The following is a 20,354-nucleotide window of genomic DNA, read 5'->3' on the forward strand; positions in this document are numbered from 1 at the left end:
ACCGATGAGTTCGTGTCGGTGGCCCGGTCTACTTGACCGAGACCACCGACACGAAGGGGCCGCCACCATGGCAAAGGTCATCTCCACCCTGTTCATCTCCGCCGACGGCGTCGCCGAGATCGACCCGGCCTGGCACTTCCCGTACTTCGACGAGAACATGGGCCGCGCGGTCACCGAGGACTACGAGACCTCCGACGTGCTGCTGATCGGCCGGAATACGTACGACAGCTTCGCCGGCGCCTGGCCCGAGCGGGAGGCCGCCGGTGGCGACGACGCGCCGTTCGCCAAGCAGCTCGGCGACACCCGCAAGGTGGTCGCGTCCCGGCAGGACCTGAAGTTCACCTGGCGCAACTCGGAGCTCATCGACGGCGAGCTGACCGACGCCGTCCGCGCGCTGAAGGCCGACGGGAGCATCAAGGGCATCCTGATCCCGGGTTCGCTCGACGTGGTGCACCAGCTGCTCGCCGCCGGGCTGATCGACGAGCTGCGCCTGCTCATCCACCCGGTCGCAGCCGGCAAGGGCGACAAACTGTTCGTCGACGGCGCCCCGGTCCAGCACCTGAAGGTGCTCGCCACCGAGGCCTTCCCGACCGGGGTGATCCGGGTGATCTACGCGCCCGTCGAGCCGCCCGCGCCGGTCGGCTACGAGGACGTCAAGGACTTCCCCGAGGGCAGGTAGACCCAGGCCGGACGGGGTCGTGCGGCGGCCCGGGGGGTTCGGGCCGCCGCACGGTTCCGGGAGTCAGCTGAGGGCGAGCTGCTGTACCCCGGTGTATTCGTTGATCCAGCTGGCGCTCAGGCCACCGTCCTTGACCAGCGCCACGCCGGCCCCGGTGAGCACGCCGATCCGGTCGCCGGCCAGTGCGATCTGCTGCACGTTGCCGTACTCGGTGACCCAGGCGGCACTCAGTCCACCCTGCTTGACCAGGGCCACGCCGGCCGCGGTCAGGACGCCGATCCGGTCGCCGGCCAGTGCGATCTGCTGCACGTTGCCGTACTCGGTGACCCAGGCGGCGCTGAGCCCGCCGTCCTTGACGAGGGCCGCGCCCGCGGTGGTGAGCACGCCGATCCGGTCGCCGGCCAGCGCGAGCTCCTGCACTCCGCTGTACTCGGTGACCCAGGCGGCACTCAGACCACCCTGCTTCACCAGGGCGACCCCGGCCGTGGTGAGCACGCCGATCCGGTTGCCGGCGAGGACCAGCTGCCTGACGTTGCTGTACTCGGTGACCCAGCCGGCGCTGAGCCCACCCTCCTTGACCAGGGCGACCCCAGCAGTGGTGAGCACGCCGATCCGGTCGCCGGCCAGCGCGAGCTGCTTGACGCCGGTGTACTGGGTGGTCCAGCCGGCGCTCAGGCCGCCCTCCTTGACCAGGGCCCGGCCGTCGGTGGTGAGCACACCGAGCCGGTCGCCGTCGACCACCACCTGCTGCACGTTGCTGTACTCGTTGACCCAGGCGGCGCTGAGACTGCCCTCCTTGACCAGCGCGGTGCCGTCGGTGATCAGGACACCGATCCGGGGCAGCGGCTCCGACGACGGCGGCTGCGACGGCGGCCACAGCTTGTCGACGATCAGCCGGGCGTCGTGGACCTCCTTGGCGTACGCGTCCGGAACCGCCGACACCTGCACCTTCTGACAGATGGCGCCGATGTCACCGCTCTTCCACGCGTCGTTCGGGTACTTGCGGATCATCGCGTTCAGGAACTGCTTGGTGGCGTAGGCCGGCTTGATCAGGTCGTCCGGGTCGCCCCAGCCCTGCGACGGCCGCTGCTGGAAGAGGCCGACACTGTCCCGGTCGCCGCCGTCCCAGTTGTTCAGGGTGGTCTCGGTGATGGCCGTCGTCACCGCGATCACCGCGGCCCGCTCGGTCAGCCCGGCCGAGTACACCGCCTTGGTGATGGCCCGGGCACAGGAGATCCGGTACGCGTTGACCGCGCCGCCCATTCGCGGCCCGTTCATGTCGGGGCGGACGGCCGAGGCGATGTCCGCGTCGGCGTCGGTCGCGCCGCCGGTGGCGCAGGGCTTGGCGGTCAGGGCGAGCGCCTCGACCTGTGCCGCGGACACCTGCCCGCCGGTCGAACCCGGTTCGTCCCAGGTGTCCGCCTGGGCGGGAGATCCGAACAGGACGGTCGCCGCGGCGCACAGCCCGGCCGCCCATCGAAGGGTGCGCTGGTGCATGGAGGAGTCCCTTTCCGGGAACGGGGCGGCGGCCCGGAGCTCGGGAGGCTCCGGGCCGCCGCCGGATCAGGGGAGGTGGTCAGCTGAGGGCGAGCTGCTTGACGCCGCTGTACTCGTTGACCCAGCCGGCGCTCAGGCCGCCCTCCTTGACCAGGGCGGTGCCGCCGGTGGTGAGGACACCGATCCGGTCGCCGGCCAGCGCGATCTGCTGCACTCCGCTGTATTCGTTGACCCAGCCGGCGCTCAGGCCGCCGTCCTTGACCAGAGCCACCCCGGTGGCCACCAGCACGCCGATCCGGTTCTCGGAGAGGGCGAGCTCACTGACGTTGCTGTATTCGTTGACCCAGCCCGCGTGCAGGCTGCCCTCCTTGACCAGGGCGGTGCCGCCGGTGGTGAGGACACCGACGCGGTCGTACTCCAGGGCGATCTGCTGGACGCCGGTGTACTGGGTGGTCCAGGCGGCGCTCAGCCCGCCCTCCTTGACCAGGGCGGTGCCGCCGGTGGTGAGCACGCCGATCCGGTCGTCGGCGAGGACCAGCTGCTTGACGCCGGTGTACTCGGTGGTCCAGGCGGCGCTCAGGCCACCGTCCTTGACCAGCGCGGTGCCGCTGGTGGTGAGGACACCGATCCGGTTGCCGGCCAGCGCGATCTGCTTGACGCCGGTGTACTCGGTGGTCCACGCGGCGCTCAGCCCGCCGTCCTTGACCAGGGCCCGGCCGTCGGTGGTGAGCACGCCGATCCGGTCGCCCTCGACCTCGACCTGCTGCACACCGCTGTACTCGTTGACCCAGGCGGCGCTGAGGCCACCCTCCTTGACCAGCGCGACGCCCGCGTTGGTCACCACGCCGATCCGGGACAGCGGCGTGGTCGGGGCGGGCGCCGCCTCCTGGATGTTGTCGTAGCGGACCGGGGTGTAAAGGGCCGCGTTGCTCTGCGACCAGGTGCGCTGGATGGTGTCCCGGCTGCCGGTCTGCTCGATCACGACCGGCTGGGTCTTGTCGTCGTCGGCCCAGCGCAGGAAGAGCGCCACGTGGTTCTGCGAGGTGTTGCCGGTGTAGCGCAGCAGGGCGTCACCAGGCTTCAGAGCGCTGCGGGCGATCACGAACGAGTCGTCGAGCAGGTTGCCGGTCCAGTGGCTGCTGCCCGAACCGCCCAGGCCCCAGGCCATCGACACGAAACCGGAGCAGTCCGTACGGTAGTCGCCGTACTGGTTCTCGTAGCAGCGGTTCTGGCTGTACTGGACGCCCACGGACAGCCACGACTTGGCCCGCTTGATCACCTCGGAGCGGGTGGGTGAGTCATCGCTGCCGTTGCCGGCGCACGGGATCGCGGTGGTGGTGACCTGGAACGCCGAGTACGACGGGTCCGGCTCCTCGGCGAGTCCCGGGTACGTCGACAGGGCCGGATCGCCGTAGACCGGGTCGTCGGCCAGCGCCGGTGCGCCACCCGCCAGCACGGACATGAACGTGAACAGCACGGCCGCCAAGCCGAGCCCACTTCTGCGCTTCATCTCGCTTCTCCCTCTTTTCGAGCCCCGTGCGGAGATCGATCGAGAGAAATTCTTGGCGGATGCGCTCTTGGTCAACTGTAGGACTGAAACCCGTACCGGTCCCGTACTACGCTGCGACGACGCCGACCGCCGGAATGACGGGGATTCACTGTGGACGGAGCTGTCAAGCTGGGCCGACTCATCCGTGACTCGCGGGTGGAGAGTGGTCTGAGTCAGAAGGAACTAGCCGAGGGCGCCGGGCTGAGCCTGGGCGCGGTACGGGATCTGGAACAGGGCCGGAGCAGTCATCCGCGGGCCCGGTCGCTGGACGCGATCGCCGAGGTGCTGCAACTGGGCCCGGACGATCGCGCGAGATTACGGCAACACGCGGCCCGGCCGGCCCGGGAACAGCCGGAGCCGGCCGGGCCGGTACGCATCGGAGTGCTGGGCCCACTCGGAGTGCGACGCGACGAGGGGCCGGCGGTCGGTTTCGGCCGGCACCGGGTGGTCCTGGCGCGCCTGGCTCTCACCCCCAACCACCCGGTCAGCCGGGACGAGCTGATCGACGTGGTGTGGGGTGGCGACGCGCCGGCGTCGGCGGCGAACGTGTTGCAGACCCACGTGAGCCGGCTGCGCCGCATCCTCGATCCGGAGATGCTGGGCCGCACGCCCGGCGGCTACCGCCTGAACGCCACCGAGGACCAGCTCGACCTGGTGGCGTACCGGGCCCGGCTCGCCGACTGGCGGCGGGTCTCCGGCACCGACCCGCAACGCGCGTTCGACCTGCTCAGCCAGGCTCTCGACATGTGGCGGGGCGCGCAGGCGGCCGAGGACGTGACCGAGTTGCACGGGCATCCGCTGGTGGCCGGGCTCGCCGACGAGCTGATCGACGCGACCATCGAGCTGGCCCGGCTCGGCCAGTCGTTGCGCCGCCTGCCGGAGGTCCTGCCCCGGCTGCGTCGCCTGACCGCACGCCACCACTGGCACGAGGCGCTGCACGCCCGGCTCGTGATCGCGCTCGCGGCGGCCGGGCAGCAGGCCGCGGCTCTGGAAGCCTACGAACAGGTCAAGAGCCGCCTCGCCGACGAACTGGGCATCGATCCGGGCGCCGAGTTGATCGCGGCACGTCAGGCCGTACTCGAAGGAAAGTGGGAAACCTCGACGGCGCCGCCGCCCCGTGCCCCGACGCCCTGGCAGGCGCCGGCGCCACCACCGGATTTCACCGGCCGCGCCGAACAGCTGGCCCGGTTGGAACGCCTGCTGCGCGGCGCGCGCCGCCGCCCGGCGGACGCGCCGCAGGTGACGTGCGTGGTCTCCGGGATGCCTGGGGTCGGCAAGACCAGCCTCGCGCTGCGGGCCGCCCAGGCGGTCCGCGACGACTTCCCGGACGGGCAGCTCTACATCGATCTGCGCGGCGCCGACCGGCGGCCGGTCGGCGAGGCCGAGGCGCTGGCCCGCCTGCTGCGCGGGCTCGGTGTGCCGGGCCGGGGCATCCCGGCCGAGGCCGGTGAGGCGTCCGCGCTGTACCGCAGCGTGCTCGCGGAACGCCGGATCCTGGTGATCCTCGACAACGCCCGCAACGCCGCCCAGGTACGGCCACTGCTGCCCGGCCCCGGCGCCGGCGCGGTGCTGGTGACCAGCCGTCACCACTGCGCCGACCTGGCCGGGGCCGCCCTCGTCGACCTGCCGGTGCTCAGCACCGGCGAGGCGGTCGCGATGCTGAGCGCACGAGGGGCGCCGGACGACCCGGACGCCGTGTCGGCGCTGGCCGAGGCGTGCGGCCGGCTGCCGGTGGCGCTGCGGGTGATCGCGAGCCGGCTCGGCGGCCGGCAGCGGCGCAGCGCCCGGGAGGTGCTGGCCCGCCTGACCGAGACCCGGGCCGGCGCCGACGGCGACGACGCGGCGGTGACCGCCACGTTCGACCTGAGCTACCGGGAACTGCCACCCGGCCCGGCCTGGGCGTTCCGGTGGGCGGCGCTGGTGCCCGGACCGACCTTCTCGGCGGACGCGGTGGCGGCGCTGCTCGCCGACGAGACCGGCACTACCGAGCGCTCCCTCGACGCGCTCGTCGACGAGAACATGCTGGAAGCGGTCGAGCCGGGCCGCTACCGGTTCCACGATCTGCTGCGCCGGTACGCGGGCGAGCGGCTGGCCACGCACACCACCGACGACCGGAGCGTGGCGCTGGGCCGCCTCGCCGACTGGTACACGGCCCGCACCGCGGCGGCGATCCGGCTCGTCTACCCGAAGTTCGTGCGCCTGCCCACCGAGCTGGACACCGCGCCGATGTGTTTCGACGATCTGACCGCGGCCTGGTCGTGGCTCGACGACGAGATCGGCGCCCTGGTCGCGCTGGTCGAGCAGTTGTCCGCGGGTGACCACCGGACCAGGTCCTGGCAGCTCGCCGACCAGTTGCGCGGCTACTTCTTCGTCCGTCGCGAGGCGGTGGCCTGGCTCACCACCGGTCACGCCGGCATGCGGGCCGCCGAGGCCGCCGGTGATCGCAACGCGCAGGCGGCCATGCACCAGACCATCGGGCAGGCGTACTGGTCGATCGGCCGGCATCAGGCCGCCCTGGAGGCGTATCGCAAGGGTGTCGCCGCGGCCCGGGACGGCGGCTGGCCGATCGGCGCCGCCTACCTGCTGCACAACCTCGGGCTGGTGCACGCCGAGTTGGGCCTGGTCGACGAGGCACGGCAGCTCTACCTGACCGCGCTCGACGCCGGGACCGGCCCGGAGTTCACCCACGTCCGGGCGGTCACCCTGAACGATCTCGGGGTGCTCTGCTCCGAGCAGGGCCGGCTCAGCGAGGCCGTACAGCATCTGCGGGCCGCGATGGAGGCCAACCGGGGCGCCGCCCGGCTGCCGTCGGCCATTGCGAACTGCTCGAATCTCGGCATGGCCCTGCGCCAGCTCGGCGACTACGACGGCGCCTACGAGTGCTACGACCGGGCGCTCACCCACTACCGGGAGGCGGGCGAGGTGAGCGGGCAGATGGCCGTGCTCGACGAGTTGAGCCAGCTCTACCAGCAGCGGGGGGAGTGGCATGTGGCGGTCGGGGCGGCCACCGAGGCGATGCGGATCGCCGAGGAGCTGGCCAACCAGCGGGCGCAGGCCGGTGTGCTGAACACCCTCGGGTCGGCGCTGCTCGGGGCACGGGCGGTGACCGCAGCGCTGGAACGGTTCCGGTCGGCGCTGGAGATCAGCCGGGCCTGCGGTTACCGGTATTTCGAGGCACAGGCCGGGATCGGGGTGGCCGAGGCGTTGCTGACCGGCGGGGCGGCCGATGAGGCACAGGCCGCCGCGAAGGACGCGCTGGTGATCGCCGAGCAGGCCGACTACCGCATCCTGGCCGGGAACGCCCAGGCCCTGATTCAGCGCACGCAGCGGGCGTACCCGGCATCGATCTCGCGGTAGTTGGTGTAGCCGTCGTCGTAGTTGAGCGCCCAACGCCGGTCCGGTTCCGGGTCCGACCTGTCGGAGGTCCAGTACCAGCCCTTCTTCACGGTGTCCGGGAAGGCCCCGGTGTCGATCGCCGGGGCCACCCGCGAATCGTCGACGGTGGTCGACAGTTCCCGCAGCGTCGGCAGCCGCCACTTCTGCCCGCCCAGCGTCAGGGCCGAGCAGTACGCCGTGGCCTGCGCCGCGGACATTTCCTTCGAGGTGGCGCGCTGCCAGGTCAGGCCGGTCTCCGGGTCGGTGACCTGGCCGGCCGCGACCTGGTAGTCCGGCCGCCCGGTGCCGCCCGCGGACCGTACGCACCGGGCGTTGAACTCCCCGGTCTGGAAGGCGCCGTTGCTGGCCAGGCCCTCGTAGAAGTTGATGATCCAGGCGCGCAGCGGGGTCTTCGTGACGGCCCACGGCGTCGACGTCCAGAAGAACCGCGCGGGCGTGCCCGGGAAGGCCTTCGTGTCGATCGCCGGCCCGGACCGCGAGACATCGACGATCGACATCAGCTCGACGCGGGTCGGCAGATGCCAGCCGCCGCCGTCCAGTTTCGCGCAGTAGGCCTTGGCCTCGGTGAACGTGTAGACGTCGGGAGCGGGCGTGCCCTGCCATTCCAGGCAGGTGATCTCGTCACGGACCGTGCCGTTCGCCAGCTTGCGGTAACTCGCCGTCTTCACGCTCGGCATCGGCCAGCTCGCCCAGCGGCTCGCCCGGCCCTTGCCGCCGCATCCGGTCGCGGTGCTGCTCGGCGTCGCCGTCACCACCGCTTTCGGCTTCGCCTTCGACGGCGAGGGCGCGACGGAGGCACTGGTCACGGCAGGCGAGGCGGTCACGCTGGGTGCGACACTCGCGGTCACTTCAAGTTCCGACCTCGAGTTGTACGCGAAAACGCCGCCGACAACCACAACGACCGCCACCGCCGAGGCCGCCAGGACCGTCACGCCGCTCCGGCCCACTGTCCCGGAACGAGGTACCGCCGTGCTGCTTGTGCCTTTTGTACCGCTCGTGCCGGTTAGTGCTCCGCCGTTCGTGCTGGACAGCGCTGTGGTCGCCATGGCGGTCGGGACCGGCACCAGCGTGCAGCCGACCAGCAGTTGCTCCACCGCGATTCCGCCGAGGGCCTTCGTCGGACATTTCTGACATTCACGAATGTGCCGGTCGATCCGTTTGCGCCACAGTGGACTCGGCCGCCCGTCCCATCCGGTGATCGTGGCGTCGAGTTGCGGGCACCGCGGCCGGGCTTCGAGCGCGGCGACCAGCACCCGGCACCTGTCGAGTTGGGCCCGCATCCGCTGGATCCGGACCGCCGCGTACGCCGTGGTGATGTCGAGAGCCGCCGCCACCTCACCGCGGTCGAGTTCGCCGGCCGCCTCCTGCCACCAGAGGGCGAGCACCACACGGTCCTCGTCGTCGAGCCAGCGGGCCGCCTCGGCGACCTGCCGCCGCTCGCCGGTGAGCCGCAGCCGCAGGATGGCCAGTTCCTCGAAGTCGGCGGCCGGCCCGGGCACCGCCGGCACCACCGACACCTGTGCGGCGGCCGCGGCCCGCTCCCGGTGGGCGTGGATCTGCCGCATCGTGATCGTCAGCAGCCAGGCCCGGATGTTCTGCGGCTGTCGCAGGCCGGGCAGGTCACGCAGCACCTGGAGCATGATCTCCTGCACGACGTCCTCGACGTCGGGGTGCCCGTTCAGTGCCCGGCCCACCACGTTGTAGACCAGCGGCCGGAAGTCCCGGGCGAGTTGCTCCCGGGCCTGCCGGTCACCGCGCTGGGCGGCCGCCACGACGCGGTTACTGAAGCTCATGACGGGGCAGCGTATTTATCCCGCAATGTCATGGTCAACGTTTCTGCAGCTCCGAGAAGTGCGGGAACTTTTCACCCGTACACATATCAGTTTTGCTTGGTCTCCCAGAAGATCTTCGAGATCTCCTCGATCTTGCCGAGCAGCTGGTCGGCGATCGCCGGGTCGATCGAACCCTTCGCGCCACCGGCCCCGGCCAGCTTGGTCGCCTCGTTGAAGAGCTGGTGCAGGTGCGGGTACTTCTCGAAGTGCGGGGCCTTGAAGTAGTCGGTCCACAGCACCCACAGGTGGTGCTTGACCAGCTCGGCTCGCTGCTCCTTGATGATCAGCGCCCGGGTGCGGAACTCAGGATCCTCGTTCGCCTGGTACTTCTCGGCGATCGCCTTGATCGACTCGGCCTCGATCCGGGCCTGGGCCGGGTCGTAGACGCCACACGGCAGGTCGCAGTGGGCGCTCACGACGGTACGCGGGGTGAACAGGCGGGGCAGTCGCATCAGATTCCGTCTCCGTGGTGGATGTGAAACTCGCGGTCGTGGTGCACGAGCCGTCCGCGGGCCGGGCCGAGCAGCACGTCGAGAACCGTGGCGATGACCACGGTCGAGTCGCCGACCGGGACCAGTCGCAGCGGCGCCGCCCGCAGGCTGGCCTGGGCGCCGGGCAGGACCGGCTCACCCGTCGGCAGCACGTCCCAACCCTGCTCCGGGGTGAATCGTGGCCCGTCCGGCCGGGCGAAGTCTCGAGCCAGGCCGGCATGCTCCGGCCCGAGCAGGTTGACGGTGAAGCTCGGCGCGGCCAAAATCGCCCGCGCCGAGCGGGTCCCCATCACCGAGAACGAGAGTGCCGGCGGATCCACCGAAACCGAGGCCACGCTGGACGCGGTGAGCCCGGCCGGCCCCCGTGGCCCGCCCGCGGCGATCACCGCGACCCCGGTCGGGTGCCGGCGGAAGGCATCCTTCAGCCGTTCACCCATCGTGGTTTCGATGCTGCTCAACACTCAGTTCCCTCGCACTGGCCGGCCAACGCCATCGACGCTAGAACCTCAACCTGAATTGAGGTCAACAGTCTCCATGCCTCGGAGGCGGCAGTGTCTTGAGCGTCACTTGCAAATCCGGCCGGCCCAGCGCGCCATCGCAGTTTCTTGCACGAATGTGCACTCTCGAGTTTCGCCATTTGGGCAGCGACATTGCAGGTCAGGGCTGCAGTCGAAGTGGACCTTGCATTCGCGCTGGTCAGCGTCATCCCTAACGGGCCTTACCCCCGGAACTTGGACGCGGGGTTTATGCGGCTTGGGTGATGGTAGCTGATCTTTCTTGGGCGCGTTCGTAGGTGATCGGGGACTGTTGTCCGAGCCGGGAGTGGCGGCGGACGGTGTTGTAGCGGTGTAGCCAGCGGAAGCTGGTGAGCCGGGCGTCGTGTTCGTCGGTGAACGCGCGGCGGCCTTGCAGGGTCTCGCGTTTGAAGGTCGCGTTGAATGATTCGGCCAGGGCGTTGTCGGCCGAGCTGCCGATCTTGCTCATCGATTGCCGGACCCCGGCGTCGGTGCAGGCGGCGGCGAAGGCCTTGGAGGTGTACTGGGCTCCGTGATCGCTGTGGAAGATCGCCCCGGTCAGGGCGCCCCGGGTCCGCCGGGCTGCGGTGAGCGCGTCGATGACCAGTTCGGTGCGCATGTGGTCGGCGATCGCCCAGCCCACGAGACGGCGTGAGTACAGGTCGATGACGGTGGCCAGGTAGAGGAACCCGCGCTCACCGACCGGCAGGTAGGTGATGTCACCGGCGTAACGCTGATTCGGGGCCGGGGCGGCGAAGTCGCGGCGGATCAGGTCGGGGGCCCTGGCCGCCGTCTGGTCCGGGATCGTGGTGCGGTGGCGGCGGCGTAGCCGCAGCCCTTGCAGGCCGATGCCACGCATCACCCGTTCGACACGCTTGTGGTTGACCGGCGTGCCGTGGTTGCGGAGCTCGGCGGTGATCCGCGGCACCCCGTAGGTGCTGTCGGCCGCGTGAACCTTACGGATACGCCGGGCCAGCACGAGGTCAGCGGCCTGCCGGGCCGCCCGCGCGGGCGCGGTGGACCTCCAGTAGTAGTAACTCGACCGGGCCACCCCGAGGACCTGGCACAACCGCTTCACGCCGTAACGTGGCTGGTGATCGGCGACGAACTGGAAGCGGTTCACCAGCGCGTCTCCCCGGCGAAATACCGGGCCGCCTTGCGGAGGATGTCGCGTTCTTCTTCCAGTTCCCGGACCCGCCGGCGCAACTCGGCGTTCTCCGCCTCGACCGAGCCCGGCTCCGGCTTGGCCGCCGCCGCGCCAGGCCGCCCGGCACCGCCACGACGCCGGTCATCGGCACGGACCCAGGTCCGCAGCGTCTCCCGGTTCACACCGAGATCATCGGCGACCTCCGTGATCGTCGTGCCCGGCCTCGACCGGTACAACGCCACCGCGTCGGCCTTGAACTGTGCGGGATGATGCTTGTTCGCCATCGTGCTTCAGGACTCCTGATCCACCCGGACCTCACGATCCAAGATTCAAGTGTCCAAGATCAAGGGGGAAGGCCCAACGAACTCCGCAAGATCATCGTGAGGTCTCGTGACCTTGGACGGCTGTCCAGAGGCAATACCGGAAACGGACCGCCAAGGGCGGGCCGCAGCGATGGTCAGCGCACACGTTCGCCGATCGTGTGCTTCTGCTTCGCTCTGACGGGGACGGGCGCACACGTTGTGCCGTCCGTGTGCGCCTGTCATCGTTCCGGCGAGGGTGAAATCGCACATTGCCGCATTGTGTGCGCTGGTCGTCGCGACCCGGCCCCGATGAGAAGACGCTCGCAAGATCTTCCTCGCGAAGTCGTTCTTGCAAGCCGCGGCATGTCCAGGAGTCTTCTATGCAGTCACCTCACCTTTGAGAAGAGCAGCCCGCAGACGGTTGACGCCTCCTCGCCCGCCAGAGCCCGCCAGGCGTGGAGAATCCTGCAAGATTCGTGGGAGCGCAGGAGAATGTCTCGCCGGTGTCAGCTGCCCGATGAGCTGCTGCCGGCGGTCGTGCCCACCACGCCGGTCTTGATCGTCCCGTTGGTGATCAGCCCGGTGGCCGGCAGCTTGAACGCCTTCCGGGTCGCCTTGTCGTTCGCGTCGAAGTAGTCGCCGTCGTCCAAGTAGTCGCCGGGCGTCAAGTCCGGCGCATACGACCTGGAGTGCCAGAGGAAGTAGGTGCCGCTCGGGTAGGTGTCGGCGCAGAACTCCTCCTCGACGACCATGCCCTCCTCGTCGGCGCAGTAGAACACCTCGTCGGTGTCTTCTTCCTCGTCATATGTGTCGATCGGCTCGGTGTGGTCACCGGAGCTGTAGACAGGTGTCTCCCACTCGGTGACCTCGGGTTCCGGGCTGTCGCACGCGGCCAGCCCACCGGCTGCCAAGGCCAGGAAGCTCGCCGTCAATCCGATCCGACGCGAGCTCATCCGGCGAACGGTCATGCAGGTCAGGCTAGGTCACCCACGCCAGCGGGCGGGTTACGGATCATGTTGGTAACGGCCCGGAGAGCCAGCCGAGCGAACCGGGCCGGACCTCGGTATCTTCCTGCGGGTGTTCATCGGACGCCAGGACGAACTGCGCGAACTGCGCACCGCGCTCGCCGAGAGCGGGATGTGCGTGCTCACCGGGCCGCCGGGCATCGGCAAGTCCGCGCTCGCGGCGACGTCGGCGCCACGCCCGGTGACCGGAGCGGCCGCCGCCGTGCCACCTGGCGCCTGGACCGTCAGCCTGGCCGGGAGCAGCGCCGACCCGGACGAGCTGGCCGCCACCCTCGCCGCCGGGCTGCGCGCCCGGATGGGGAACCCGCCCGTCACCGACGTCGTGCAGGTGTTCGCCGAGCTGGTGGCGCGGGGGCCCGAGCCGACCCTGCTGATCGTCGACGACATTCCGGCGCTCACCGAGGAGATCGTCGACCGGCTCATCGTGCGGGCGGCCGGGCGGCGGCTGCGTACCGTCCTGATCACCAGCCGGGTGCCGGGGGTGCCGGCGCCGGTCCTGGAGCTCGGGCCGATGGCCGACGCCGACGCCGCCGAGCTGCTCGGCAGTGACGACCCGGATCTGCTTGCGGTTCTCGGTGGGCACCCGATGGCGCTCCGGCTGGCCGGGCTGGCGCTGCGCAAACACAGCCCGGCCGACCTGGCCGACCGGCTCGCCGACGCTCCGGCGCCGCTCACCGTGCTGCTCCGGGACAGGTTCGACGGCCTGGGCGAGGCCGCGTCCCGGGTGCTGCGGTACTCCGCGCTCAGTTCGCCGGCCGCGCTCCCGTCCGGGGTTCTGCGGTTGCTGCTCGGCCGGCCCGGCGCCGAGGAGGCGGTCGACGAGTTGCAGCGGGAACTGCTGGCCACCCCGGTCGACAGCGCCCTCCAGGTGCACGCGGTGGTCCGCGACACGGCCCGCCAGTACCTGCCGCCGGTCGACTGGACCGCGCTGGCCCGCCGGCTGGCCGACGCCGTGATCGACCACCCCTGGTCTGATCCGGCTGAGTCGTTCCTGGTCAACCGCCATGCGGACCGGCTCGCCGGCCGGCCCGACCTGCCGCTGGCCATTGTGGATCGGCTGCATCGGCGGGTGATCACCCTGCGTGAGCCGGTCCTCACCGCCCCGCATCATCGGGAGCTGGCCGAGCGGCACTTCGACGATCCGGCGGTGCTGGTCGCGGCGGCTGAACTGATGCGTGAGGTGGGTGCGCCGGACGAGGCGCGCGACTACGCCGACCGGGCGGTTCCGCTCGCCACCGATCCGGCTCTGCGGCACCGGGCCCGGCTCCTGCTCGCCGAGCTCCTCGACGAGCTCGGCGACACCGGCCGGGCCGAGCACCTGTGGACGTTGCTGCGTGCGGAACCCGGCACCGAGCTGCCGTTCCTGCGGTCCCGGCGGCTGCGCGGGCGGAACGACGAGGCCCGTCGTGGGCTGGTCGAGTTCATCGATCGCTACGAGATCCGGCACTCGATGTTCGATCGGGTGCAGGCTGCCCGGCTGGAGCTGGCCCGTACCGAGATCGAGGACGGCGCCCAGGTGGAGGCCCGCCGCCGGGCCGCCCGGGTGATCGCCGCCGCCGAATCGCCTGATCACGGGAGCGTGACCGAGGCGATCCGGATCCTGATCGACGCCCGGCTCACCCCGCCGCTCACCGATCCACGCGACGACCGGCCGGTCTGGGCCGAGATCGAAGCCGAACTGGCCGCCCTCCGCGAGCGCTGGGCCGGCACGCACGGCCCGCGGCACAGCACGACCCTGTCCCTGGTGGTCGCCCACGGCGAGTCGCTCACCGCCCTCGGTCGCCTGGGTGACACCCTTCAGCGGGTACGCGAAGACGTGCTGGACAGGTTCGTGCCGGAGCATCCCGCCCGTTTCCGGGCCGAGATGGTGCTCGGTTTCGCCGCCGCCCGCGCCCACCGCAACAGTGACGCGGCTGAACACTTCGCCGGGGCGTTCCACGGTTTCCGGGCCGCCCTCGGCGAGATTCACGCCAACACGCTGCGCGCCGAGCTCGCCCTCGGTGTCGCCCTCAAACTGACCGGCCGTCGTGGCGGGGCGCGGCACATGCTGCACGTGGTGCGGCACGCCCCCGGCAGTGTGGGAATCGGCACCGACCTGTTCCTGCAGAGCGCCTTCGGCTCCGGGCTGAGCGTGTTCCCGTCCTGGCTGTGGCGCCGGCTGACCCCGCAGGCCCGCGAGTAGAGCCCCGCCCCTCGGCTGCGGAGAATGATTGCGTGACGTCGATACGATGGCGTTCTATCATCAGCCGTCCGCGGTGATTCTCACCGCCGAGTCCACACGGGGTTGATCCACTTGCGACGTGCGCTGGCCCGAACCGGCCTCACCGTCCTCGTCATCACGGCCGGCGCCGCTTTCGCCGCGCCCGCTCAAGCCGCCGCCACCGGTGTCGCGTCGGTGGTCGGCACCAACGTGGTGCGGTTCAACGACGACACGAGTCACGCCAACCACGTGGTCGTCACCAGGTCGGGCAACACGGTCACGATCGACGACCGGTTCGCGGTCAAGGCCGGCAAGGGCTGCAAGGCGGTCAAGGGCGACAAGACCAAGGTGCGCTGCACCACCGGAAAGACGCCGGTCCGGGTGCGGGTCCTGGTCGGCTACGGCAACGACACGGTCGTCAACCGGAGCGACCTGCCGATGACCGCCGACGGCAATCTGGGCCGTGACCGGCTCTACGGCGGTCCCCGTGGCGACCGGCTCGACGGCGGCTCCGGTGGGGACTGGATCTGGGGCCTCGGCGGCGACGACGTGATCGACGGCCACACCGGCGCCGACGTGCTCAACGGTGGCGACGGCAACGACGGGCTGTACGGGATGTGGGGCAACGACCGGCTGTACGGCGGCAACGGCGACGATCGGCTGGAAGGTATCGACGGCGCCGACCGACTGTACGGCGGGCCGGGCATCGACAGCCTCTTCGGCGGGCAGGGCACGGACCGGCTCGAGGGCGGCGCCGGCGGCGACGCTCTCTACGGCGAATGGACCGGTGACGGCATCGCGTCGGACGTGCTGCTCGGCGGCACCGGCGTCGACACCGTCGGGTACGAGTCGCACACCAAGGGCGTCTCGGTCGACCTCGACGGTGTGACCGGCGACGACGGCCAGTACGGCGAGCGGGACACCGTCGGCGCCGACGTCGAGAACATCATCGGTGGCGCCGGCAGCGACCGGCTGACCGGGAACGGCGCGAAGAACTACATCACCGGGCTGGGTGGGAACGACATCGTGCGCGGTGGCGCCGGTGACGACTTCCTCATCGGCGACGCGGGCGCCGACCAGATCTACGGTGACGGCGGCGACGACGTGATCTTCTCGGGCGAGGACGGCCGGCAGTACGCCGACCAGGTGGATGGCGGGGCTCACGCGGTGCTCGGCGACGATTGCCAGCCGGGCGCCCTGGACACGGTGGTCAACTGCGAGCATTGACATCTCGCGCCGGCGGTGACGCCGGCGCCGGAACGACAGGGCCCGGGTGATGTCCCGGGCCCTTTTCGTGCGCTCACTCTCCGCGAGTATTTTCTTCTCGTTGCAGTGATTGGCACTATCCGGAACGAGATGGGCACATCCGCGGGGGCCCGTGGTCCGTAACCATTCGTGATAATCGCTGGACCGCCCGGCGGGGTGATCGTGACGGGGCTGTGGAAGGAGACCACTGGTGACGGCATTGGCAGATGCCCGGCGGCGGGCCGGGCTCACGGCGCTGTACCTAGGGATCTTCGCGACTGTCTGGCTCAGCGTGCCGGACTCCGAGCCACCATGGGGCGTCTTTCTGGTCGCGGGCAGTGTCGCTGCCCTGATCACAGCGGGTGCCGGTGGCGCGCTCGCGGTTCTGTCCCGGGCGGCCGGGCCGCTGTCGCGGGATGCCGTCACGGACCGGAAGCATCTGGTGATCTTCGCGGCTGAGCTGGCGGCCACCGGATTCGGCGCGGTGCTGCTCGCGGTGACCGGCCGGTCCGAGTACATCGCGGTGCTCGTCGCCGCGGTCGTCGGCATCCATTTCTGGCCGCTCGCCCTGGTGCTGCGGGATCCGGCCCTGCGGATCCTCGCCGGTCTGGTCTTCGTCACCGCGCTGGCCGGCCTGGTCACCGGGATGATGTCGGCGGTGTCACCGGGCGAGGTGGTCGGCACCGGCGTCGGTGTGCTGCTGCTCGGCTACGCGATCGGCGCCCTGATCCGCGGCGGAATGACCTTGCGCGCGTCGCACCCGTGAGGTGGTGGCCCGGCGGGTGCCGGGCCACCACCTGGGGATCAGCCGATGGCGTAGGCCCGCTGGATGCCGGCCTCGGTGTAACCGCCGTTGGTGTAGGTGGCCCGGGTCCGGATCGAGACCGCGCCGGTGGCCGGGTTGGTGACGACCGCGGCCCACACGCCGTTGATCTTCTTGACCGGGACGGACTTCCAGGTCTTGCCGCCGTCGAAGGAGACCTTCGTGCTCAGCGACTTCAGCGTCGGGTTGGCGCTGCGCTTGATGTCACCCCAGAGCGTGTAGCGGTTGAGCTTGAGTGCGACATTGGTGACACTGCCCGGCTTGGCCCGGTTGTAGCTGTTCAGGCCGGTCGGCATGTGCTGGATTGACATGGTCTGCGACAGCACGCTGGTGTTCGGCTTGGAGTAGAACCGGTGCGTGACCGTGGAGCCGGTGGAGAGCATCCCGCTCTGGAAGGAGACCCCCTGGTAGTACCGGCTGGCGGTGTTGGTGAGCGTGTACCAGCCGGCCTTCTTGACCCGGTACTCCAGATCAGGCATGTACTGGCCGAAGCCGGTGTCGTAGGCGGTCTTCACGACCTTGCCGCCGAACGTGAGGGTGGCCTTCGCACGGTCGCCGGCGATGTAGTTGTGGTTGCCGTTGAGCCCGTTGAAGTTGGGATCCTGGAACATGTCGTCCAGCGGGAAGATGATCCGGCCCTGGTAGGTCATCGGCAGGTGGAAGCCCGGTCCCCAGGAGGCGCCACCGAAGCGGACGAAGGAGGACCGGCCGGCCACAGCGGTACGGCGGGCGGTCTGCTCGCCGAGCGAGTGGTACTCGCCGTTCGACGCGTAGGTCGGGTAGGAACTGCGGATGTCCCACGGCCCGGGCGAGAAGTGGATCTTCGCGGTGTTCGGTTGGCTCAGGTTCCACAGACCGGCGTACAGGTAGCTGCCGCAGCCGGTGTGTGTCGGCTGGACGGCCATCGCGCTGTACTGCGTGCCGGTCGGGCCGCGTCGCGTCTCGACCGTTGTGGTGCCCAGCCTGGACTGGTAGAAGGTGCGGCTCGGGTTGCTCGGCACGCCGATCGTCCGGTGCAGGACCGCGTAGTTGTCGGCGACGCCGTCCGGGTCGGACCAGGTGGCCATCGCCGCGAAGGAGATCTTCTTGGACGCGGTCGGGATGACGTAGAGCGCGCTGCCATTGCCACCCCAGGCGTCGATCTCGACGTCGGCGCCGCCGGTGTTGCTGCAGATCTGGGCTTGTAGGTCCTGGCCGAGCCGGGTCACCGCCGGGCTCAGAGCGAGGTTGACCCGCTTTCCGTACCGGGCGTCGATGGTCAGTTTCGACGCGCCGGACACCTTCACCGTGCGGCCACCGAGTGTGTTCGTGGCGCCGGTCGTGATGAGGGCGAGAACCGCGTAGTTGCCCTTCGGCAGTGTGCGTTTCGTGTTGGTGCGGACGTTGTACGACTGGCTGCTGGCCAGGTTGACGACCTTCGTCCAGAGCGAGACCTTGGCGCCGGAGCGATTGATCGCCGTGATGGTGAGTGTGTTGGTGGCGGCGACCGCAGGTCCGGTCGTGCCGAGAAGCAGGGCCGGTACGAGCACGGCCGTGGAAAGGGTGCGTTTCAGGAAGGGAGACATCCACCAAACCCCGTCGAGTGGAATAGACGCCTGATCATGTCACAGCCGTGCCAGATGGCCACCGGATTCAGCCCGGCGGTCGCGCTTCGGCCCGGTGCCGGGGGAACGTCGCGGGGTAGCCACGGGACCCTGGTGGCCGTACCGAAAAAAAGGGTTTTGGTGGTTGGAATGGGTTTTTGTCGTCGAAGGGCGGTAGGGTGCTGGTTTCCAGCACCTAGGACCCGTAGGACCACCTGGGACGGCTCCGTGGAGAAACTGACGAGTCCCGATCCGGCGACGCCCGACGTCGACCGGCTCGCCGAGTTGTTCCCGGCCGCGGTGACCGAGGTGGCGGACGCGTCCGGCCGACCGGCCCGGGTCATCGACTTCGACCTGCTCAGGCGGCATCTCGGCGATCAGGTCGCGGAGGGCTCGCCGGAGCGTTATCAGCTGGATTGGCCGGGTAAGCGCCGGGCGCAGCGGGCGGCGCGGGAGCCGGCGGCCGGGGCGCTGCGGCCGCGGCGGGAGCAGTCGGAGGATTTCGACGGCACCCGGAACCTGCTGGTCGAGGGCGACAACCTGGATGTGCTGAAGCTGTTGCAGGAGTCGTTCCTCGGGCGGATCAAGGTGATCTACATCGATCCGCCGTACAACACCGGAAACGATTTCCTGTACGACGACGACTTCTCGCAGACCAGGGCCGGATATCTCGCCGGTTCGGGGCAGGTCGACGCGGCCGGGATGCCGATGGTGGCCAATCCGGAGTCGGGTGGCCGGTTCCATTCGAACTGGCTGAGCATGATGTATCCGCGGTTGGCGCTGGCCCGCAACCTGATGACCGACGACGGGGTCATCTTCATCTCGATCGACGACCACGAGGTCGACAACCTGCGGAAGATCTGTGCCGAGATCTTCGGTGAGCGCAATTTCGTCGCCCAGATCATCTGGCAGAAGGTGTATGCGCCGAAGAACTCGGCCCGGTGGTTCTCCGAGGACCACGACTACATTCTGGTGTTCGCCCGGAATCGGGAACGCTGGCAGCCGCGCCCGCTGGCCCGGACCGCCGAGATGGAGGCGCGCTACCGCAATCCGGACAGCGATCCGCGCGGACCGTGGAAACCGGAGAACATGTCGGCCCGCAACCGGTACGACGCCGGCGTCTACCCGATCACCACGCCGTCCGGCCGGCTCATCGACGGCCCGCCGCGCGGCAGCTACTGGCGGATCTCCCGGCAGCGGTTCGACGAGCTGAACGCGGACAACCGGATCTGGTGGGGCAGCGGCGGCGACAACTCCCCGGCGGTGAAACGGTTCCTGTCCGAGGTGGCGGCCGGGCGTACCCCGCAGACGCTGTGGTTCTACGGCGAGGTCGGGCACACCCAGGACGCCAAGCGCAGCCTGCTGCGGTACGTCCCGTTCGAGCACACCGCCAACGTGCTGAACTCGGTGAAGCCGGTCGAGTTGCTGCAACGCATCCTGCAACTGGCCGGCCGGCCCGGTGACGGCGACATCGTCCTGGACTTCTTCGGCGGCAGCGCGACCACCGCCCACGCCGTGCTCGCGCAGAACCGGGCGGACGGCGGGAACCGTCGTTTCATCAGCGTGCAGATCCCGGAGCCGTTGCCGGTCGCCGAGAACGGCCTCGGGTCGATCTTCGAGATCGGGCTGACCCGGGTGCGGAACGTGGCGGCCGAGCTGCGGGCGGCCGGGGCCACCGGCGATCTCGGGTTCCGGGTGCTGCGGCTGGACTCGCCGAACCTCGCCGACGTGCCCGACGACCTGCCGCAGAGTGAGCTGGTGTCGCTGGTGGACCGGGTCAAACCGGACCGGACCGGCGAGGATCTGCTGTTTCAGGCGCTGCTGGACTCCGGCCTCGACCCGGGTCTGCCGATCGCCTCGTCCGCCGACGGGGTGTTCGTGGCCGGGGCCGACGAGCTGATCGCCTGTTTCCGGCAGCCGGTCACCGAGGAGATGGTCCGGGCGATCGCCGCCCGCCGGCCGCGCCGGGTGGTCTTCCGTGACGCGGGGTTCGCCGACGACGCGGCCCGGATCAACGCCGAGCAGATCTTCGCCGTGCTGTCGCCGTCGACCGACGTCAAGGTCTTGTGA

Annotated in this window: 14 protein-coding genes; 6 read left to right on the plus strand and 8 right to left on the minus strand. The window is 70.2% G+C overall.

The window, feature by feature from the left end; genetic code table 11:
• The first annotated feature begins 67 nt into the window (after positions 1-67).
• On the plus strand, positions 68-679 hold the full coding sequence (locus tag AB0E94_RS05475; protein ID WP_360322900.1) for a dihydrofolate reductase family protein: 612 nt from the start codon (positions 68-70) through the stop codon (positions 677-679).
• Between the two features lie 63 nt (positions 680-742).
• On the opposite strand, the gene AB0E94_RS05480 is transcribed toward AB0E94_RS05475, so the two are convergent.
• The gene (locus AB0E94_RS05480) at positions 743-2,176 is read right to left on the minus strand and encodes a hypothetical protein (RefSeq protein WP_360322902.1); all 1,434 of its coding nucleotides are present in this window, start codon (positions 2,174-2,176) and stop codon (positions 743-745) included.
• Positions 2,177-2,255: 79 nt separating this feature from the next.
• Positions 2,256-3,686, minus strand: coding sequence for a hypothetical protein (locus AB0E94_RS05485; protein ID WP_360322904.1), 1,431 nt, complete (start codon positions 3,684-3,686; stop codon positions 2,256-2,258).
• A gap of 150 nt (positions 3,687-3,836) precedes the next feature.
• Here AB0E94_RS05485 and AB0E94_RS05490 point away from each other — a divergent pair, with 150 nt between their 5' ends.
• The gene (locus AB0E94_RS05490) at positions 3,837-7,082 is read left to right on the plus strand and encodes a tetratricopeptide repeat protein (protein ID WP_360322906.1); all 3,246 of its coding nucleotides are present in this window, start codon (positions 3,837-3,839) and stop codon (positions 7,080-7,082) included.
• Here the strand turns inward: AB0E94_RS05490 and AB0E94_RS05495 are convergent.
• From AB0E94_RS05495 to AB0E94_RS05515, 5 genes are all read right to left on the minus strand, one after another.
• Positions 7,040-8,914 (minus strand): sigma-70 family RNA polymerase sigma factor, encoded by a 1,875-nt coding sequence (locus AB0E94_RS05495; RefSeq protein ID WP_360322908.1) that lies wholly within the window; start codon positions 8,912-8,914, stop codon positions 7,040-7,042. The genes AB0E94_RS05490 and AB0E94_RS05495 overlap by 43 nt on opposite strands.
• Positions 8,915-9,000: 86 nt before the next feature.
• On the minus strand, positions 9,001-9,405 hold the full coding sequence (gene sodN, locus AB0E94_RS05500; protein WP_360322910.1) for a superoxide dismutase, Ni: 405 nt from the start codon (positions 9,403-9,405) through the stop codon (positions 9,001-9,003).
• Positions 9,405-9,902, minus strand: coding sequence for a flavin reductase family protein (locus tag AB0E94_RS05505; RefSeq protein ID WP_360322912.1), 498 nt, complete (start codon positions 9,900-9,902; stop codon positions 9,405-9,407). Before AB0E94_RS05505 ends, sodN begins: the two co-directional genes overlap by 1 nt.
• A gap of 286 nt (positions 9,903-10,188) precedes the next feature.
• Positions 10,189-11,390, minus strand: a protein-coding gene (locus AB0E94_RS05510) for an IS3 family transposase (RefSeq protein WP_360322914.1) whose coding sequence is annotated in 2 segments (ribosomal slippage) — positions 10,189-11,093 and positions 11,093-11,390 — 1,203 coding nt in all. Because the reading frame shifts where the segments join, the coding sequence is not laid out codon by codon here.
• A 524-nt stretch (positions 11,391-11,914) separates the two neighbouring features.
• Positions 11,915-12,361 carry a hypothetical protein gene (locus AB0E94_RS05515; RefSeq protein WP_360322916.1) on the minus strand — a complete coding sequence of 149 codons (447 nt, stop codon included), beginning with the start codon at positions 12,359-12,361 and terminating at the stop codon, positions 11,915-11,917.
• 124 nt (positions 12,362-12,485) lie between these two features.
• Here AB0E94_RS05515 and AB0E94_RS05520 point away from each other — a divergent pair, with 124 nt between their 5' ends.
• From AB0E94_RS05520 to AB0E94_RS05530, 3 genes are all read left to right on the plus strand, one after another.
• Positions 12,486-14,615 (plus strand): AAA family ATPase, encoded by a 2,130-nt coding sequence (locus tag AB0E94_RS05520; protein ID WP_360322918.1) that lies wholly within the window; start codon positions 12,486-12,488, stop codon positions 14,613-14,615.
• A gap of 111 nt (positions 14,616-14,726) precedes the next feature.
• On the plus strand, positions 14,727-15,860 hold the full coding sequence (locus AB0E94_RS05525) for a calcium-binding protein (RefSeq protein WP_360322920.1): 1,134 nt from the start codon (positions 14,727-14,729) through the stop codon (positions 15,858-15,860).
• Positions 15,861-16,089: 229 nt separating this feature from the next.
• Complete coding sequence (locus AB0E94_RS05530; RefSeq protein WP_360322922.1) at positions 16,090-16,644, plus strand: hypothetical protein; 555 nt, start codon at positions 16,090-16,092, stop codon at positions 16,642-16,644.
• A 38-nt stretch (positions 16,645-16,682) separates the two neighbouring features.
• Here the strand turns inward: AB0E94_RS05530 and AB0E94_RS05535 are convergent, their stop codons facing one another.
• Positions 16,683-18,266, minus strand: coding sequence for a hypothetical protein (locus AB0E94_RS05535; protein WP_360322924.1), 1,584 nt, complete (start codon positions 18,264-18,266; stop codon positions 16,683-16,685).
• 246 nt (positions 18,267-18,512) lie between these two features.
• Here AB0E94_RS05535 and AB0E94_RS05540 point away from each other — a divergent pair, with 246 nt between their 5' ends.
• Positions 18,513-20,354 carry a site-specific DNA-methyltransferase gene (locus AB0E94_RS05540; protein WP_360322926.1) on the plus strand — a complete coding sequence of 614 codons (1,842 nt, stop codon included), beginning with the start codon at positions 18,513-18,515 and terminating at the stop codon, positions 20,352-20,354.

It is taken from the genome of Actinoplanes sp. NPDC026670 (genome assembly GCF_040638175.1).
GTDB lineage: Bacteria > Actinomycetota > Actinomycetes > Mycobacteriales > Micromonosporaceae > Actinoplanes.

Coding starts and splice junctions, on each gene's coding strand:
- AB0E94_RS05475 (WP_360322900.1), top strand. CDS start 68: ATGGCAAAGGTCATCTCCACCCTGTTCATCTCCGCCGACGGCGTCGCC.
- AB0E94_RS05480 (WP_360322902.1), bottom strand. CDS start 2,176: ATGCACCAGCGCACCCTTCGATGGGCGGCCGGGCTGTGCGCCGCGGCG.
- AB0E94_RS05485 (WP_360322904.1), bottom strand. CDS start 3,686: ATGAAGCGCAGAAGTGGGCTCGGCTTGGCGGCCGTGCTGTTCACGTTC.
- AB0E94_RS05495 (WP_360322908.1), bottom strand. CDS start 8,914: ATGAGCTTCAGTAACCGCGTCGTGGCGGCCGCCCAGCGCGGTGACCGG.
- sodN (WP_360322910.1), bottom strand. CDS start 9,405: ATGCGACTGCCCCGCCTGTTCACCCCGCGTACCGTCGTGAGCGCCCAC.
- AB0E94_RS05515 (WP_360322916.1), bottom strand. CDS start 12,361: ATGAGCTCGCGTCGGATCGGATTGACGGCGAGCTTCCTGGCCTTGGCA.
- AB0E94_RS05535 (WP_360322924.1), bottom strand. CDS start 18,266: ATGTCTCCCTTCCTGAAACGCACCCTTTCCACGGCCGTGCTCGTACCG.